At 25.2% G+C, this 18,874-nt stretch carries 12 protein-coding genes and 4 tRNA genes; 13 read left to right on the top strand and 3 right to left on the bottom strand.

Annotated elements, in window-relative coordinates:
* The first annotated feature begins 24 nt into the window (after window positions 1-24).
* On the top strand, window positions 25-1,878 hold the full coding sequence (rpoD, locus tag BTSPAZIEG_RS00160; RefSeq protein WP_075472288.1) for an RNA polymerase sigma factor RpoD: 1,854 nt from the start codon (window positions 25-27) through the stop codon (window positions 1,876-1,878).
* Between the two features lie 396 nt (window positions 1,879-2,274).
* Here the strand turns inward: rpoD and argH are convergent, their stop codons facing one another.
* The 3 genes from argH to BTSPAZIEG_RS00145 form a co-directional block, all read right to left on the bottom strand.
* Entirely contained in the window at window positions 2,275-3,651 is a 1,377-nt protein-coding gene (gene argH, locus BTSPAZIEG_RS00155; protein WP_075472286.1) for an argininosuccinate lyase, read from the bottom strand.
* A 39-nt stretch (window positions 3,652-3,690) separates the two neighbouring features.
* Window positions 3,691-4,911 carry an argininosuccinate synthase gene (locus tag BTSPAZIEG_RS00150; RefSeq protein WP_075472284.1) on the bottom strand — a complete coding sequence of 407 codons (1,221 nt, stop codon included), beginning with the start codon at window positions 4,909-4,911 and terminating at the stop codon, window positions 3,691-3,693.
* Window positions 4,912-5,068: 157 nt separating this feature from the next.
* Complete coding sequence (locus BTSPAZIEG_RS00145; protein WP_075472282.1) at window positions 5,069-5,953, bottom strand: methylenetetrahydrofolate reductase; 885 nt, start codon at window positions 5,951-5,953, stop codon at window positions 5,069-5,071.
* A gap of 350 nt (window positions 5,954-6,303) precedes the next feature.
* Here BTSPAZIEG_RS00145 and BTSPAZIEG_RS00140 point away from each other — a divergent pair.
* From BTSPAZIEG_RS00140 to rpoC, 12 genes are all read left to right on the top strand, one after another.
* Window positions 6,304-6,376 (top strand) — tRNA-Thr (locus BTSPAZIEG_RS00140).
* A 12-nt stretch (window positions 6,377-6,388) separates the two neighbouring features.
* Window positions 6,389-6,470, top strand: a tRNA-Tyr gene (locus BTSPAZIEG_RS00135).
* 35 nt (window positions 6,471-6,505) lie between these two features.
* Window positions 6,506-6,580: transfer RNA gene (locus BTSPAZIEG_RS00130), tRNA-Gly, on the top strand.
* 11 nt (window positions 6,581-6,591) lie between these two features.
* Window positions 6,592-6,665: transfer RNA gene (locus BTSPAZIEG_RS00125), tRNA-Thr, on the top strand.
* 253 nt (window positions 6,666-6,918) lie between these two features.
* Window positions 6,919-7,305 (top strand): preprotein translocase subunit SecE, encoded by a 387-nt coding sequence (gene secE / locus BTSPAZIEG_RS00120; protein ID WP_075472280.1) that lies wholly within the window; start codon window positions 6,919-6,921, stop codon window positions 7,303-7,305.
* 6 nt (window positions 7,306-7,311) lie between these two features.
* Window positions 7,312-7,854: a transcription termination/antitermination protein NusG gene (nusG, locus tag BTSPAZIEG_RS00115; RefSeq protein WP_075472278.1), complete on the top strand. Its 543-nt coding sequence runs from the start codon at window positions 7,312-7,314 to the stop codon at window positions 7,852-7,854.
* 41 nt (window positions 7,855-7,895) lie between these two features.
* Window positions 7,896-8,327: a 50S ribosomal protein L11 gene (gene rplK / locus BTSPAZIEG_RS00110; RefSeq protein WP_075472276.1), complete on the top strand. Its 432-nt coding sequence runs from the start codon at window positions 7,896-7,898 to the stop codon at window positions 8,325-8,327.
* Between the two features lie 5 nt (window positions 8,328-8,332).
* Entirely contained in the window at window positions 8,333-9,022 is a 690-nt protein-coding gene (rplA, locus tag BTSPAZIEG_RS00105) for a 50S ribosomal protein L1 (protein ID WP_075472274.1), read from the top strand.
* Between the two features lie 159 nt (window positions 9,023-9,181).
* Window positions 9,182-9,685 carry a 50S ribosomal protein L10 gene (gene rplJ / locus BTSPAZIEG_RS00100; protein WP_075472272.1) on the top strand — a complete coding sequence of 168 codons (504 nt, stop codon included), beginning with the start codon at window positions 9,182-9,184 and terminating at the stop codon, window positions 9,683-9,685.
* Window positions 9,686-9,736: 51 nt separating this feature from the next.
* Window positions 9,737-10,105 carry a 50S ribosomal protein L7/L12 gene (gene rplL, locus BTSPAZIEG_RS00095; protein WP_075472270.1) on the top strand — a complete coding sequence of 123 codons (369 nt, stop codon included), beginning with the start codon at window positions 9,737-9,739 and terminating at the stop codon, window positions 10,103-10,105.
* Window positions 10,106-10,308: 203 nt separating this feature from the next.
* Window positions 10,309-14,340, top strand: a complete 4,032-nt coding sequence (rpoB, locus tag BTSPAZIEG_RS00090; RefSeq protein WP_075472268.1) for a DNA-directed RNA polymerase subunit beta — start codon at window positions 10,309-10,311, stop codon at window positions 14,338-14,340.
* Window positions 14,341-14,418: 78 nt separating this feature from the next.
* A complete protein-coding gene (rpoC, locus tag BTSPAZIEG_RS00085) occupies window positions 14,419-18,672 on the top strand; it encodes a DNA-directed RNA polymerase subunit beta' (RefSeq protein ID WP_075472266.1) in 4,254 nt (1,417 codons plus the stop codon).
* The last annotated feature ends 202 nt before the right edge of the window (window positions 18,673-18,874 follow it).

Genomic DNA, 18,874 nt, shown 5'->3' with positions numbered 1-18,874 from the left:
ATTAATCATAGTGGATGTCATCTTATGGAACAAAAACCTAAATCACAGTTAAAATTACTTGTTTTACATGGAAAAGAACAAGGTTATTTAACATATTCTGAAGTAAATGATTATCTTCCAAATAATATAATTGATCCTGAACAAATTAAAGATATTATTCAAATGATTAATGATTTAGGAATACAAATTGTTGAAGAAGCACGTGATGCAGGAAATTTAATTTTAAATGCTCCCCCAACTGATGTTGAAGAAGATGTAGCAGAGACTACAGAAAGAGTTTTATCGCAAGTAGAAACAGAATTAGGTAGAACAACAGATCCAGTGCGTATGTATATGCGAGAAATGGGAACAGTAGAACTATTAACTCGTGAAGGAGAAATTAATCTAGCAAAAAGAATTGAAGAAGGATTAAATCAAATACAATGTTCAATGTCTGAATATCCAAAAACTATTTTACATTTTTTAGAACAATATAAAAAAGTGGAAAAAGGATTTATAAAATTGTCAGAAATAATTACAGGCTTTATCGATATCTCTTTTACTCCTGAAATAAACTTAATAATTCCTACATTATCAAAAAATTCAACATCTAATGAATTAAAAATTAAAAATCAAAATAATTTTCATTCTATAAATTCTGAAATTTCAGAAGAAAATGATAATCATATTGATCCTATTGTAGCAAAGAAAAAATTTCAAAAATTACGAAAACAATATTTTTTAACTTATCATATTATTCAAAAAAAAAAAAGAAACCATAAAGATTCTATTAATGCTATTTCTAAATTATCAAAAATTTTTACACAATTTCGATTAGTACCTAAACAATTTGATTTATTAATCCAACATTTGCAAATTGTAATTACAAAAATTAGAATGCAAGAACACTCATTAATGAACATTTGTGTTGAAATTTGTAAAATGCCTAAAAAAAAATTTTTAATAATTTTTAGAAATAGAACAACTCAAACGGATTGGATATCAAAAATTTTAAATTATAAAACTGACTGGTCAAAAAAAATATATCAATATAAAATAAAAATTTTTGAAAAAATTAATAAATTATTATCAATAGAAAAAAAAATAGGATTAACAATTTATCAAATTAAAGATATTTATAAACGTATATCTTTAGGAAAAACAAAAACAAAACGTGCTAAAAAAGAAATGGTAGAAGCTAATTTACGATTAGTTATCTCAATTGCTAAAAAATATACTAATCGTGGATTACAATTTTTAGATTTGATACAAGAAGGAAATATTGGTTTAATGAAAGCTGTGGATAAATTTGAATATAGACGAGGATACAAATTTTCTACATATGCTACTTGGTGGATTCGACAAGCTATTACGCGTTCTATTGCAGATCAAGCTCGAACTATTCGTATACCAGTACATATGATAGAAACTATTAATAAACTTAATCGAATTTCACGTCAAATGTTACAAGAAATAGGAAGAGAACCTACACCAGAAGAATTATCAGAAAAAATGTTAATTCCAGAAGACAAAATAAGAAAGGTACTAAAAATTGCTAAAGAGCCAATTTCCATGGAAACTCCTATTGGAGATGATGATGATTCACATTTAGGAGATTTTATAGAAGATACAAATTTAGAACTTCCTTTAGAATCCGCAACTTCAGAAAGTTTAAAAACTATTACTCATAATGTCTTAGCAGGATTGACTGCTCGAGAAGCAAAAGTTTTACGTATGCGTTTTGGAATAGATATGAATACTGATCATACATTAGAAGAAGTCGGGAAACAATTTGATGTAACACGAGAACGAATACGACAAATTGAAGCAAAAGCGTTAAGAAAACTACGACATCCTAGCCGATCAGAAATATTAAAAAGTTTTTTAGATGATTCATAAGAAAAATATTTGAACTTTAAAAAATTAAAATAAAAAATTTAAATATATAAAATTTTTTATAATATACGAATAAAAACATGTATTAAAAATATTATTATTACACGTTAAAAAAATATTTTTTCAAATCAAAATATTTATAATTTAAATATCTAAAAAAATATCTACTTCCTTATAGATATTTAAGAAACTATTTATTTAAAACATTTATTTGATATTTTAATAGAATGTAAATGCAAAAATTTTTCATATACATTAAATATAAAATTTTTAATTTTATATATATTTTAAAAATAATATTATAAAAATATTTTTTGAAAAATTTAAATAAATTTATTTAATTTATAATAAAAACAAAAATTTAATAAATATTTTTAAAAATATAAAAATTAAAATATTTTACTTATTTAATAAGAGAATTTTTGCATTTTTTAATGATTCCTCAATTCGTTTTAAAGAAGAACCTCCAAAAGAATTTTTTTTATTTAAACATGATTTTAATGTTAAAACTTTATATACTGTTTGATCAATTTTTTTATGATATTTTTGTAATTCTTTTAATTCAAGATTTTCTATTGGTTGTTTTTTTTGTATAGCATATATTATAATCTGACCCACTATATGATGAGCTTCTCGAAAGGGTACATTTTTTTGAACTAAATAATCAACTAATTCTGTAGAATTACTGTATCCTTCTTGTACTGCAATTTGACATTTCTGTACATTAATTTTAAAATTTTTTAAAACTAAAGAAGAAATATCTAAACAACTTTCCCACATATCTAAACTTAAAAATAAATGTCTTTTTTCTTCTTGTAAATCTTTATTATAAGACAATGGTAAACCTTTTAATAAAGTGCAAACAGAAAATAAACAACCATATACTGTACTGCAACGTCCACGAATTAATTCTAAAATATCGGGATTTTTTTTTTGAGGTAATAGCGAAGAACCAGATGTGATATTATCTTCTAATTCTATAAAATTTGCTTCATTAGTATTATAAAAAATAAAATCTTCAGAAAAACGTGATAAATGCATCATACTAATTGAAGAAACAGATAATAATTCAATAATAAAATCACGATCAGATACACTATCTAATGCATTATTAGTGCAAGTTTTAAAAGACATAAATTGAGCTAATTTATGACGATCAATTTCCCAAGAAGTACCAGAAATAGCACCAGATCCTAAAGGTGAATAATCTAAATTTGACAAAGCATGTTTTAATTTAATATAATCTCTTTCTAACATTTCAAAATAAGCTAAACACCAATAAGAAAACGTAATCGGTTGAGCTCTTTGTAAATGAGTATAACCAGGAAAAATTACATTTTGATACAATTCAGCAACATTTAAAAATGATGTTTGTAATTTTACAATTTTTTTAAATAATATTTTAATTTTAGTTTTACACCATAATTTTAAATCTGTTGCTATTTGATCATTTCTACTACGTCCTGTATGCAATTTTTTTCCTAAAATACCAATTTTTTCAATTAATTTTTTTTCTATCCAACTATGTACATCTTCTGAATTAAATATATTTTTTTTTTTTATATTAATAAATTCTTTTTCAACATCATATAAACCAGTTTCTATAATTTTTTGTTCTTGAATAGTTAATACTTGAACATCACATAAGATTTTTGACCATGCAATAGATGAAAAAATATCCTCATGAAATAAACGATAATCTATTTCAAAAGAATTATTAAATTTTTCAAATTTTTGATGAGATTTTTTTGTAAATCTTCCACCCCATAAATTCATATATTTATTCCTATTCTTAATAACAAAAATAATAAATAATTATTTTTTAAAATTATGACTTAACGCACGTAAACGTGATGATAAAGAAAATAATTGTATAAAACCATGAGCATCTTTTTGATTATACACAGAATCTTTTCCAAACGTAGAATATTCAGAAATATATAATGTATTTGGGGATTGTTTTTTTAAAACGTTAATTGTTCCTTTATACAATTCAATTAATACTTTTCCTGTTATTAAATCAGAAAAAACTTTAGAAGAATTTTGTAATGCATCTCGTAATGGCGTAAACCATTGACCATTATAAATTACAGTAGACATTTTTAATGCTACAATGTGTTTCCAAGTATAACTATCATGATCTAAAATCAATTCTTCTAATGCTCGTAAAGCATAAAAAATAATAGTTCCTCCAGGAGTTTCATAACATCCCCGAGACTTTAAACCTATTAAACGATTTTCTACGATATCTATACGACCCACAGCATGTTTAGCGCCAATTTTATTTAACTTTTTTAAACATTTATATGGAGAAAAGGTTTCATCATTAATTTTAACGACCCGTCCTTTATACAAATGTAATACTATTCTTTCTGGAACATCTGGAGCTTTTTGAGGAGACTGAGTCCAAGACCAACAATGTTTATTAGACGAATTCCAAGTATTTTCTAACACTCCTCCTTCTGTAGAAATATGAAAAACATTTTCATCTTTACTATAAATTTTTTTGGAATTTACAGTAGTAAAAATTTTTTTTTCTTTTAAATAATTTAATAAATCTTCCCGAGAACGAAATTTCCATTCTCTCCACGGTGCTAATATCTTTAAATCCGGAGCCAAAGTTGCATATGCCATTTCAAAACGTACTTGATCATTTCCTTTACCAGTTGCTCCATGACAAACTCCAATAGAATGGATCTTTTTTGCAAACTGAATTTGAGCTTGAGCAATTAATGGACGAGATATTGCGGTACCTAATAAATATTTACCTTCATACATAGCGCCAATACTTAACATTGGAAACACAAAATTTTCTACAAAAGTATTTCGTAAATCTTCTATATGACAAGCATATGCACCAGAATTTATAGCTTTTTTTTCGATATCATATAAATCTTTTCTAGATTGACCTATGTCCGCGACAAAAGCAACTATATTAAAATTATATGTTTCTTGTAACCAAGGGATAATCGCGGATGTATCTAATCCTCCCGAATAAGCTAATACAATAGTATTTTTCTTATATATTTTATTCATCTTTAAAAATCTCCTAAAATTTACAAAAATATACTTAATATATTTTAAAAAAAAATTTTTTTAAAAAAAAATTGATTAAAATTTTATAAATTAAAAGATTTTTATTTTTTATATTAAAAATTAAAAAAAACTTTTATTTTTTTTAAAAAATGATAAATTATAATAACATTTTTTCTAATTTATTTAAGATTTTTGAAAATAAATATATTCGGTTTAAAGTATATATATGAAAATGTAAAATATTTTTCTGTAACAACTCAAAAATTAAATTTGTTGCAACCTGAATACTATATTCTTCAAATTTTTTGGGACAATTTTTATATTTTGAAAAAAAATATAACATTTTTTCAGGAATGTGAACATTTGTTAATTGTGTAAAATGTATTAATTGTTTAAATGATAATATTGGTAAAATACCAGGAATAATTTTTAATTTAATATTCGATTTCTTACATTTTTTACAAAACAATAAAAATTTTTCTACACTAAAAAAAAATTGAGTAATTGCAGAAGAAGCACCTAATTTTTCTTTATTTTTCAAATTTTTTAAATCTTCAGACATATTTTTAGATTCTGGATGTATTTCTGGATATGCTGCAACAATAAACTGAAAATTATTCACATTTTTTAAAATTTTTATCAAATCTGTAGCATATAATTGAGAATTTTGAGAATATTTTAAAATATCTCCTCGTAATACAACAATTTTTTTAATATCATATTGAGAATATTTTTGAGCAATTTGAATAATTTCTGATTTTTGAAAATTAATACCAGTTAAATGAGGAAAAACTGGAATATGTGTATTTTTTAATAAAATAGACAATATTTTTTCTGTATAACAATAATTTGTTTCTTTTGCGCTATGTGTTAATGAAAAAAAAAGAGGATTTAAAAATTCTAATTTTTTAATGATTTTTAATAAAATTTGTATTTCTTTTAAATTTTTCGGTGGAAAAAATTCAAACGAAAAAAAAAGTTTATTTTTTAAAATATTTGTATTAAATAAAGAAGAAATTATATGATGACTGTTTTGAAACATTATATTTTACATCTCCAAAAATAAAAACTATACTAATATTTTATATTTATTTATAATTACATTTTTTAAAAAAAATTATTAATTAATAAAATTTTTATTATCATATAATAATATTTTTTTTAAATCAATTTTTAAATTTCTTTTTAAAAAAAATTATTTATTATCTTAAAAATAATTTTTTCTTTTTTTAATATTAAAAATATTTTTTAATCTTAAAGAAATAAAATATTAAAAATTAAAAAAATAGTTGACTTTTTTTATAAAAAATTTAATAATAAAAAATATTAATATTTTTAAAAAATTTTTAAAAAATAAATTTTTTTTAAATATGTTTTAAAAAATATAAAAATGCCGGTTTAGCTCAGCAGGTAGAGCAACTGACTTGTAATCAGTAGGTCACCAGTTCGATTCCGGTAACCGGCATATAAAATATTTGGTGGGATTCCTGAGTGGTTAAAGGGAGCAGACTGTAAATCTGACGTCATTGACTTCGAAGGTTCGAATCCTTCTCCCACCATCAAAAATAAAATTATATTATAATCAAAAAAATAAGCGGATATCATATAAAGGCTATTATCTCAGCCTTCCAAGCTGATGATGCGGGTTCAATTCCCGCTATCCGCTCCAAGAAAATATTTGCTGATATGGCTCAGTAAGGTAGAGCACATTCTTGGTAAGAATGAGGTCCCCAGTTCAAATCTGGGTGTCAGCACATATTCAAAAATATAATATAAATATTCTTCCAATATTTTTCTTTTTTCTGTTATTAAAATCCATCAAAAAAATATATAATAATTTAAAATATCAAAAATATATTTTTATAATTTTAAATTTTTTTATTATTTAAAAAAATATATAAAAAATTTTATAAATTATATATAAAATATATTATATTTTTTAATACTAATATAAAATAAAAAATTTTTTAAAAAATATATTTATTATATTAAAATAGGTGCCATTGTATGGATTTACAAAATATACAAAAATTTTATACTCATTATTCAGAAAAAATTAAATGGCTTTTTATTATTATTTCTACGATTATGATAGTAATAGGAAATATATATTTTTACAATTTTACAAATATTTTTTTAAAAATTTTATTTAATAGTATCTTAAGTATATTAAATATTACTATATTTTTTTTTACAAAATTTTTTAAAAAAAATATTAAAATTTTTCACGAAACAAAAAATGAAATACGAAATATTACATGGCCAAACAAAAAAGAAACATTCAAAATTACAATAGTAATTTTATTTATTATTCTAATTACATCGAGTGTTTTATGGGTGCTTGATAATATGTGTTTACGAATTATTTCTTTTCTCATTCAAATAAGACCATAAAAGATAATGTGTAACTCAAAAAAAAAATGGTATGCTATACAAGCTTTTTCTGGATACGAAAATACTGTTGCACAATCTATTCAAGAATATGTTCAGACTCATCATATCACAAAAGAATTTGGAAAAATTTTAGTTCCTTCTGAAGAAGTAATAGAAATTAAAAAAGGACAACGTAAAAAAAGTGAATATAAATTTTTTCCAGGATATATTTTAATACATATGATAATGAATAATACTAATTGGCATATTATTAGAAATTTACCGAAAGTAACAGGATTTGTAGGGGGAGCACCAGATAAACCTACCCCAATTAATAAAAAAGAAATTAAAAAAATCTTAGAAAAATTAAAAAAAATTGATAATAAACCACGACCAAAAATAATTTTTGAACCAGGAGAAACAATTCGAGTTAAAGAAGGTCCCTTTGCAGATTTCAATGGTATTGTAGAAACAATAGATTATGAAAAAAATCGATTAAAAGTTTCTGTTTCTATTTTTGGTCGTTCTACTCCTGTAGAATTAGATTTTTCTCAAGTAATAAAAAATTAAAAAAAATATATCTTTTTTTTAAAAAAAAATAAGGAAGTTTTATGAAAAAAAAAATAAATTCTTATATTAAGTTACAAGTATTATCTGGAATGGCTAATCCTAGTCCACCCGTAGGGCCTGCATTAGGTCAAAAGGGAATAAATATTATGGAATTTTGTAAAGCGTTCAATTTAAAAACAGCTAATTTAGAAAAAGGAATTCCAATTCCTGTAATTATTACTTTATATCATGATAAATCTTTTACGTTTATTACTAAAACTCCTCCCGCATCTATTTTACTAAAAAAAATAACAAATTTAAAAAAAGGATCAAACAAACCAAAATTAGAAATTAAAGCAACTATTACAAAAACACAACTATATGAAATAGCAAAACAAAAAATTCAAGATATGACGGGAGCTAATCTCGAAAATATAGCTCGATCTATTGAAGGAACCGCCAAATCAATGGGTATAAAAGTTATAAAGGACTAAAAATTATGAAATTTTCTTCTAAAAGACATCAAAATAACACAAAAATGTTAATTAAAAAAAAAATTTATGATATTAAAGAAGGAATAAAATTTTTAAAAAAATTTAAAAAAACTAAATTTTCAGAAAGCGTAGATTTAGCATGCCAAATAAATATTGATCCAAAAAAAACTGAACAAAATATTAGAGGTACAATAATTTTACCTCATGGAACTGGGAAAACTATTAAAATAGCAGTTTTTGCACCTGAAGAAAAAAAAAAAATTGCTCTTCAATCTGGAGCAGATCTAGTAGGTTTAGAAGATTTATTAGAAATTTTAAAAACACAAAAAAAAAATATTGATTTTGTATTAGCAACACCGGAATCAATGAATTTTGTAAAAAATTTAGGACCAATATTAGGTCCACAAGGACTAATGCCAAATTATAAAGATGGAACTATTACAAATGATTTACCACAAATTATACATAATTTAAAAAAAGGAACAATTAAATATAGAAATGATAAAAATGGTATTATTCATAGCTCAATTGGAAAAATTCAATTTCCTCTTGAAAAATTATATGAAAATATATTATTTTTTTTAAAACATATTAAAAAATCTAAACCAAATCAATTAAAAGGTTTTTATTTTAAAAAAATTAACTTATCTACTACTATGAGTCCTGGGATCATTATTAATCATTTATCTATTTAATACATTTGTAATTTTTAAAAAATTTTATATTAAAAAAAATTTTTTATTAAAATCATAAAAAACATATTAATTGAAAAAAATTTATAATATTTAAATTTTATAAAATAATAAAAAATTTTGTAAAATATTAAGAAAATATTAATCATAGAGAAAATAATAATGGTTTTAAAATTAGATCAAAAAAAAAAAATCGTCCAAAAATACAACAAAATAGCAAAAAAAGCACTGTCTATAATAATCGCTGATATTTCTAAATTAAAAGTTAATGAAATTAATTATTTACGTAAAAAAACGAGAAAAAAAAATATTCAAATTTCTGTAATTCAAAACTCTTTATTAAAAAAATCATTAATTTCTACACCTTTTGAAAAGTTAAATAATATTTTAAAAGGTTCTAATTTAATTGCTTTTTCTATGGAACATCCTGGTAGTGCAAGTCGTATTTTTTTAAAATATCAAAAAAAAAATTTAAACTTCGTAATTAAAACTGCATTTTTTGAAAAAAAAATACTGTCTAATTCTGAAATTTTAAAACTTTCTTTAATGCCTACATATCCAGAAGCATTACAACAATTTTTGTTTTTATTACAAGAAATTAGTATTCGAAAATTATTACGAATTTTTTTATCTATTTTACAACAAAAAAAAATAAAGAAAAAATAATTTTATATAAGAAATTTTTTAATATTCTACATGATCATAAGGAAAAAAATTATGTCTTTGACTACTGAAGAAATCATTACAGCTATTTCAAAAATGTCAATTACTGATGTAATGTCTTTAATAACGAAAATAGAAAAAAAATTTGGAGTTTCAGCTATTGCTCCCATACAAAATTCTCAAACTACGGAAACAAATATTAAAGAAGAAAAAACCGAATTTAATGTAAAATTAATATCTATTGGTCCAAATAAAGTTTCTGTCATTAAAGCTATTCGCGCTACAACTGGTTTAGGACTAAAAGAATCAAAAGATTTAGTAGAATCTGCACCGATTCTTGTGAAAGAACACGTCACTAAAGAAGAATCAGAAAATTTAAAAAAAATATTAATAGATGCAGGTGCGCAAGCCGAAATACTATAACTCAAAAAAATCTTTTAATACAAATTTTATTTTATTATATGTTGCTGGTGACGTTTAATATCACCAGCTATATTTTATGTTTTTATTATATTTATAAATTGTATTAATATAAAATTAAAAAATTTTTTAAAAACATATTTTTTATTTCACACATATTGTGACAAACAAAGTATATAAATTTTTTGTAATACTTGAGGCAAAAAATGATTTACTCAAATACTGAAAAAAAACGTATTCGAAAAAATTTTGGAAAACAAAAAAAAAATCTTAATATACCATATCTATTATCTATTCAAAAAGATTCTTATCAAAAATTTTTATATTTAGATTCATACAAGAAATCTGGTTTAGAATCTGCTTTTAATTCAATTTTTCCTATTAAAAGTTATAATTCTTTTGCTGAATTAAAATATATTTCTTATAATTTAGGAAAAAACATTTTTACTGTACAAGAATGTAGAATTAGAGGACTTACATATTCAGCACCATTGCGAGTCAAATTACAATTAATAATATATGAAAAAGATACATCAGAATCTTCTGTAAAACATATTAAAGAACAAGAAGTATACATGGGTGATATTCCTTTAATGACTAATACGGGAACTTTTGTGATTAATGGTACAGAAAGAGTTGTTGTATCACAATTGCATAGAAGTCCTGGTGTTTTTTTTGATAGTGACAAAGGAAAAACTCATTCATCAGGAAAAGTTTTATTTAATGCTCGTATTATTCCTTATCGAGGATCTTGGTTAGATTTTGAGTTTGATCCTAAAGATCATTTATATGTTCGTATAGATCGTAGACGTAAATTGCCAATTACAATATTATTAAGAGCATTAAATCTCAATACAGAGGAAATTTTAAATATATTTTTTAAAAAAGATGTTTTTTATATCCAAAAAAAAAAAATTAAAATGAATTTAATTCCCAAAAGATTACGAGGAGAAACCGCTTTATTTGATATTAAAAAAAATAAAAAAATATATATTGAAAAAGGAAAAAGAATTACTGCAAGACATATCAAAGAATTAGAAAAAGATCAAGTTAATTTGATTACAGTTCCAATTGAATACATGTTACAAAAAATTCTTATTAAAAATTATTTTGATAAAAAAACTAATAAAGTTTTAGTTACGGCAAATACGCAATTGTCTTATGAAATAGTTTCTTTATTAAAAAAATCAGAACATGAAACAATTGAAGTATTATTTACAAATGATTTAGACCATGGTTCATACATTTCTGAAACTTTAAAAATTGATACTACATATGATCGTAATACTGCTTTAATCGAAATTTATCGTATGATGAGACCTGGAGAACCTCCTACTAAAGAATCTACTGAACATTTATTTGATAATTTATTTTTTTCAATTGAAAAATATGATTTGTCTCCTGTAGGAAGAATGAAATTTAATCGTTCTTTACAACGCAAAGAAACTGTAGGCCCTAGTCTTTTAAACATACAAGATATTTTAGAAGTAATAAAAAAATTAATTTCAATACGTAATGGAAAAGGTGAAATTGATGATATTGATCATTTAGGAAATAGACGTATTCGTTCAGTAGGGGAAATGACAGAAAATCAATTTCGTATTGGATTAATACGAGTAGAAAGAGCAGTAAAAGAAAAATTATCTGTTGCAGATTTAGAAACTATTATGCCGCAAGATATGATTAATGCAAAACCAATATCAGCTGCTATTAAAGAATTTTTTGGTTCCAGTCAATTATCACAATTTATGGATCAAAACAATCCTTTATCCGAAATTACTCATAAACGACGTATTTCAGCTTTAGGTGTAGGAGGTTTAACACGCGAACGAGCAGGTTTTGAAGTTCGTGACGTACATCCAACACATTATGGAAGAGTATGTCCTATAGAAACTCCAGAAGGACCTAATATTGGATTAATTAATTCTTTAGCTGTATATGCTCGTACTAACCAATATGGATTTTTAGAAACTCCTTACAAAGTAATAAAAAAAGGAAAAGTAACAAATGAAATTCATTACCTTTCTGCAATTGAAGAAAACAATTATATTATTGCTCAAGCCAATACTCCTTTAAACACCCATCAAGAATTTAAAAAAAAATATGTAACATGTCGTCATAATGGAGAGTCTGGTTTATTTTTAAATAATTTAGTAAATTATATAGATATTTCAACTCAACAGATTGTTTCTGTTGGTGCTTCTTTAATCCCTTTTTTAGAACATGACGATGCTAATCGAGCTTTAATGGGAGCAAACATGCAAAGACAAGCTGTTCCAACTTTTCGTTCCGAAAAACCATTAGTAGGAACTGGTATTGAAAGAACGGTAGCAATTGATTCTGGAGTTACAGTACTTGCTAAAAGAGATGGAATAGTTCAATATTCTGATTCTTCTAAAATTGTTATACGAGTTTCAGAACAACAAAACAAATATAAAAAATCGAGAATAGATATTTATTATTTAAAAAAATATTTAAGATCTAATCAAAATACTTGCATTAATCAAATACCTTGTGTTTTTGTTAATGAAATTGTTCAAAAAGGAAATGTATTAGCTGATGGTCCTTCTACAGATTTAGGGGAATTAGCATTAGGTCAAAATATGCGAGTAGCTTTTATGCCTTGGAATGGGTATAATTTTGAAGATTCAATTTTAATATCAGAAAAAGTAATACAACAAGAACGTTTTACAACAATTCATATTCAAGAATTATCATGTATTTCAAGAGATACTAAATTAGGACCTGAAGAAATTACAGCAGATATTCCTAATATAAATGAATCTTCTTTATCTAAATTAGATTCATCTGGAATAGTATATATTGGAGCTGAAGTTAAAAGCGGAGACATCTTAGTAGGAAAAGTAACTCCAAAAGGTGAAACTCAACTCACTCCTGAAGAAAAATTATTACGCGCTATTTTTGGAGAGAAAGCATCAGATGTAAGAGATTCTTCATTACGAGTTCCTAATAGTATTACTGGAACTATAATCGATGTGCAAATTTTTACTCGAGAAGGTGTAAAAAAAGATAAGCGAACTCAAGAAATTGAAACAATGCAATTAAAGAACATTAAAAAAAATTTAAAAAAAGAATTAAAAATTTTTGAAAAAGATATTAAAACTCAAATTACAAAAATTTTTTCAAAAAATAATATTTCTCATCTAATTCCTACAGATCTTCCATTAGAAAAATATTTTAAAATTAAATTACCAAATCATTTAAAAATACAAAAAATATTATTACAATTAGAAAAACAATATTTTTTCTTGCAAAAAAAATTTAAAAAAAAATTATCAAAAAGAAATAAAAAAATCACTCAAGGTGATGAATTATCTCCAGGAATTTTAAAAATTGTAAAAATTTATTTAGCTACCCGTAGACAAGTTCAACCAGGAGATAAAATGGCGGGTAGACATGGAAATAAAGGAGTTATTTCAAAAATCAATCCTGTTGAAGATATGCCATATGACGATGAAGGTAATCCTGTTGATATAGTTTTAAATCCATTAGGTGTACCATCACGAATGAACATAGGTCAAATTTTAGAAACTCATCTTGGATTAGCAGCTAAAGGAATAGGAAATGTCATTAATAAAATGTTAAAAAAAAAAGAAAAAATAGAAAAATTACGTCATTTTATACAAACTGCTTATGATTTAGGAAATCACCCAGATCAAAAAGTCGACTTAAAAAAATTCTCTGACCAAGAAGTTCTTCAATTAGCTGAAAATTTACGTCATGGTATGCCAATTGCAACTCCAGTTTTTGATGGAGCTCAAGAACAAGAAATTAAAAATTTATTACATTTGGGAGGATTACCTCGTTCTGGTCAGATTACATTATTTGATGGTCGGACTGGAGAAAAATTTGAACAAGATGTTACTGTAGGTTATATGTATATGTTAAAACTTAATCATTTAGTAGATGATAAAATGCATGCAAGATCTACTGGATCTTACAGTCTTATTACACAGCAACCATTAGGAGGAAAAGCTCAATTTGGAGGTCAACGTTTTGGAGAAATGGAAGTTTGGGCATTAGAAGCTTATGGAGCTTCTCATACTTTACAAGAAATGTTAACTGTAAAATCAGATGACGTAAATGGACGAACTAAAATGTATAAAAATATTGTTAGTGGAAAACATAAAATGGAACCCGGAATGCCGGAATCATTTAATGTACTTTTAAAAGAAATTCGTTCTTTAGGGCTGAATATCGAACTAGAAAATGATTAACAAAAAATTTTTTAATGTTATTTAAAAATTTTTACATAATTCTCGTATACACTATCTTAAATTAACGAGACTCTATCCGTGAAAGACTTATTAAAATTTTTTAAAACTCCTAATAAAACAGAAGAATTTGATGCCATTAGAATTTCTTTAGCATCTCCTGAAATTATCCGATCTTGGTCGTTTGGTGAAGTGAAGAAACCAGAAACTATTAATTATAGAACGTTTAAACCTGAAAGAGATGGATTATTTTGTTCTCGAATTTTTGGACCTATTAAAGATTATGAATGTTTATGTGGAAAATATAAACGTTTAAAACATCGTGGAGTAGTATGTGAAAAATGCGGAGTTGAAGTAACGCAAAGTAAAGTACGACGTGATCGTATGGGGCATATTGAACTAGCTTCTCCTATTGCTCATATTTGGTTTCTAAAATCTTTACCTTCACGTATTGGTTTATTATTAGATATGCCTTTAAGAAATATTGAAAGAGTTTTATATTTTGAAGCATATGTTGTTATAGATCCAGGCTTAACTAATTTAGAAAAATGTCAAATTTTATCAGAAGAGCAATATTTAGAATCTTTAGAAGAATTTACTGATGAGTTTGAAGCTCAAATGGGAGCCGAAGCTATTCAAAAATTATTACGCAACATGGATTTAAAAAATATTTGTTTATCTTTAAAAGAAGAAATAAAAAATACACATTCCGAAACTAAAAGAAAAAAAATTACAAAACGTATAAAATTAATAGAATCTTTAATATTTTCTAAAAATAAACCAGAATGGATGATTTTAACTGTTTTACCGGTTCTTCCTCCGGATTTAAGACCTTTAGTTCCTTTAGATGGTGGACGTTTTGCTACTTCTGATTTAAATGATTTGTATCGTCGTGTTATTAATCGTAATAATCGTTTAAAACGTCTTTTAGAATTATCAGCACCAGATATTATAGTTCGTAATGAAAAAAGAATGTTACAAGAAGCAATTGATGCATTATTAGATAATGGAAGACGAGGAAGATCGATAACAGGATCTAATAAAAGACCATTAAAATCCTTAGCTGATATGATTAAAGGAAAACAAGGACGATTTCGTCAAAATTTATTAGGAAAACGTGTAGATTATTCTGGACGATCTGTAATTACTGTAGGTCCTTATTTACGATTAAACCAATGTGGTTTACCTAAAAAAATGGCATTAGAATTATTTAAACCATTTATATATGGAAAACTAGAGCAAAGAAATTTAGCAACTACTATTAAAGCAGCTAAAAAAATGGTAGAACAAGAAGAACCAATAGTATGGGATATATTAGATGAAGTGATTTGTGAACATCCTATTTTATTAAATCGAGCACCTACATTACATCGTTTAGGAATACAAGCTTTTGAGCCTATTTTAATCGAAGGAAAAGCTATACAATTACATCCTTTAGTTTGCGCAGCTTATAATGCAGATTTTGATGGAGATCAAATGGCTGTACATATTCCATTAACTAAAGAAGCTCAAAATGAAGCACGTTTGTTAATGATGTCAACAAATAATATTTTATCACCTGCAAATGGAGAACCTATAGTCGTTCCTTCTCAAGATGTAGTTTTAGGAATTTATTATATGACACGTAGTAAATTATATGCTAAAGGCGAAAACATGTTGTTATCAAACCCTAACGAAGCTGAAAAATTATACAGTTTAGGAATTGTGTCTTTACATGCATACATTAAAATACAAATCATAGAATATCAAAAAAAAAATAAAAATATTTCAATAAAATATAAAAAAATACAAAAAACTACAGTAGGAAGAGCAATTTTTTGGAATATTGTTCCACGAGGACTCCCATTTAAATTAGTTAATAAAAATTTAGATAAAAATGATGTTTCAACATTATTAAATTTATGTTATCGAATTTTAGGATTAAAGGAAACAGTAAAATTTGCAGATCAAATCATGTATATTGGTTTTTCATATGCTGCAAAATCAGGTACTTCTGTTGGTATTGATGATATGATTGTACCTATTGAAAAAGATCAAATTATTACAGAAGCAAAACAAGAAGTTTTAGAAATTCAAACTCAATTTCAATCAGGATTAGTAACTTCAGGAGAACGTTACAATAAAGTTATTGATATTTGGACTACAGCAAATGAAAAAGTAGCTAATGCTATGATGAAAAATATTTCTACAGAAAATGTGAATAATCAACATGGTATTACTAAAACGCAACCGTCTTTTAACAATATTTTTATGATGGCAGATTCTGGCGCAAGAGGTTCCGCGGCTCAAATTCGACAATTAGCAGGAATGCGCGGTTTAATGGCAAAACCAGATGGATCAATTATAGAAACTCCAATTATTGCAAATTTTCGTGAAGGGTTAAATGTATTACAATATTTTATTTCTACTCATGGAGCTAGAAAAGGATTAGCTGATACAGCTTTAAAAACTGCAAATTCTGGATATCTAACGCGAAGATTAGTAGATGTAGCACAAGATTTAGTTGTTACAGAAGATGATTGTCATACTAATAAAGGTATTACATTAACTTCTTTAATAGAAGGTGGAGATATTAAAGAAGCTTTACAAGATCGTGTGTTAGGACGTGTTACTATTACTGATATTTGTCAACCTCATACTAAAAAAATAATTATTCCTAAAAATACTTTATTAAATGAAAACTTATGTAATTTATTAACAAAATATTCTATTGATTCCATAAAAGTAAGATCAGTCGTAAATTGTCAAACCTATTTTGGAGTTTGTGCTACTTGTTATGGAAGAGATTTAGCTCGAGGAAAATTAGTAAAAAAAGGAGAAGCTATTGGAGTTATTGCTGCTCAATCTATAGGAGAACCAGGAACACAATTAACTATGCGAACCTTTCATATCGGAGGAGCAGCTTCTCGAGCAGCATCAGAATCTAATATACAAATACGATATAATGGTATTATAAATTTAAAAAATTCAAAATCTGTTATTAATTCTGAAGGTAAAATAGTTATTACAGCACGTAATGTCGAATTAAAAATGATTGATGAATTCGGAAAAACGAAAGAAAGTTATAAAGTACCATATGGTTCTATTTTATCAAAAGGACATGGAGAATCAGCTAAAGCCGGAGAAATTGTAGCGCAATGGGATCCACATACAATACCAGTAATTACAGAAGTAAATGGATATGTACAATTTGTTGATATGATAGAAGGACAAAGTATTACACGACAAGCAGATGAGTTAACAGGATTATCTTCTATCATCATTTTAGATGTTTCAGAACGTACTGTGATAGGTAAAGATTTAAGACCTTCTTTAAAAATTTTGACTAAAACTGGTGATAATATTTTAATACCAGGGACAGAAATGCCAGCACAATATTTTTTACCAGGAAAAACTATAGTACAATTAGAAAATAAAATGAAAATTACTTCAGGAGATATATTAGCTAAAGTACCTCAAGCTTCAAGTAGCACGAAAGATATTACCGGAGGATTACCAAGAGTAGCAGATTTGTTTGAAGCAAGACGACCAAAAGAACCTGCAATTTTAGCAGAAATTAGTGGTATTGTATCATTTGGAAAAGAAACAAAAGGGAAACGTCGGTTAATTTTAACACCTTTAAATAATCAAGATATATATGAAGTTATGATCCCAAAATGGAGGCAATTAAATGTATTTGAAGGAGAACGGATAGAAAAAGGAGACATCATTTCGGATGGACCGGAATCTCCACATGATATTTTACGTTTAAGAGGAGTGCAAGCAGTAACAAAATATATTGTACACGAAGTACAAGAAGTATATCGTCTTCAAGGAGTAAAAATAAATGATAAACATATTGAAGTAATAGTACGACAAATGTTACGAAAATCTACTATTATTAAATCTGGAAATTCTGACTTTTTGCCGGGAGAACAATTAGAATTTGCTAAAATTGTATCAGAAAACAAAAAATTAGAAAAAAAAGAAAAAAGTTTAGCTACTTTTTCAAGAGATCTTTTAGGAATTACTAAAGCGTCTTTAGCAACTGAATCATTTATATCAGCTGCTTCTTTTCAGGAAACTACACGCGTTTTAACAGAAGCCGCAGTTGCTGGAAAAAGAGATGAACTACGCGGTCTAAAAGAAAACGTTATTGTTGGACGACTTATCCCTGCAGGGACAGGATATTCATATCATAAAAAAAGATTAAAAAAAAAAAATAAAAAAGAACAAAAAATCCAAAAAAAAACTAATTTTACAATAAAAAAAAAACAATCTTCCTCAATTATTAGTGCTGAAGAAGCTTCTGCAAATCTATCGGAACTTTTAAATTCTGCCGATAATATAAAATAAAATTTTTTATTAAAAAGAATACAATATATTTAAAATATTTTATATCTTTTTTAATAAAAAAAAAATAAAGTTCATATATTTTTTATAAAAATTAAAAATATTATTTTTTTATTTTAATATCTTAAAATATATCGTTCAATCATTAGATGAGGCAAAAAATGCCTCATCATCAGCTTAATAAAATATATTCAAAATATACAAA

This window comes from Buchnera aphidicola (Tuberolachnus salignus) (genome assembly GCF_900016785.1).
Lineage (GTDB): Bacteria > Pseudomonadota > Gammaproteobacteria > Enterobacterales > Enterobacteriaceae > Buchnera_F > Buchnera_F aphidicola_M.
The sequence above is the reverse complement of the archived record's forward strand: the minus strand, read 5'-3'. Positions and strand labels throughout refer to the sequence as shown.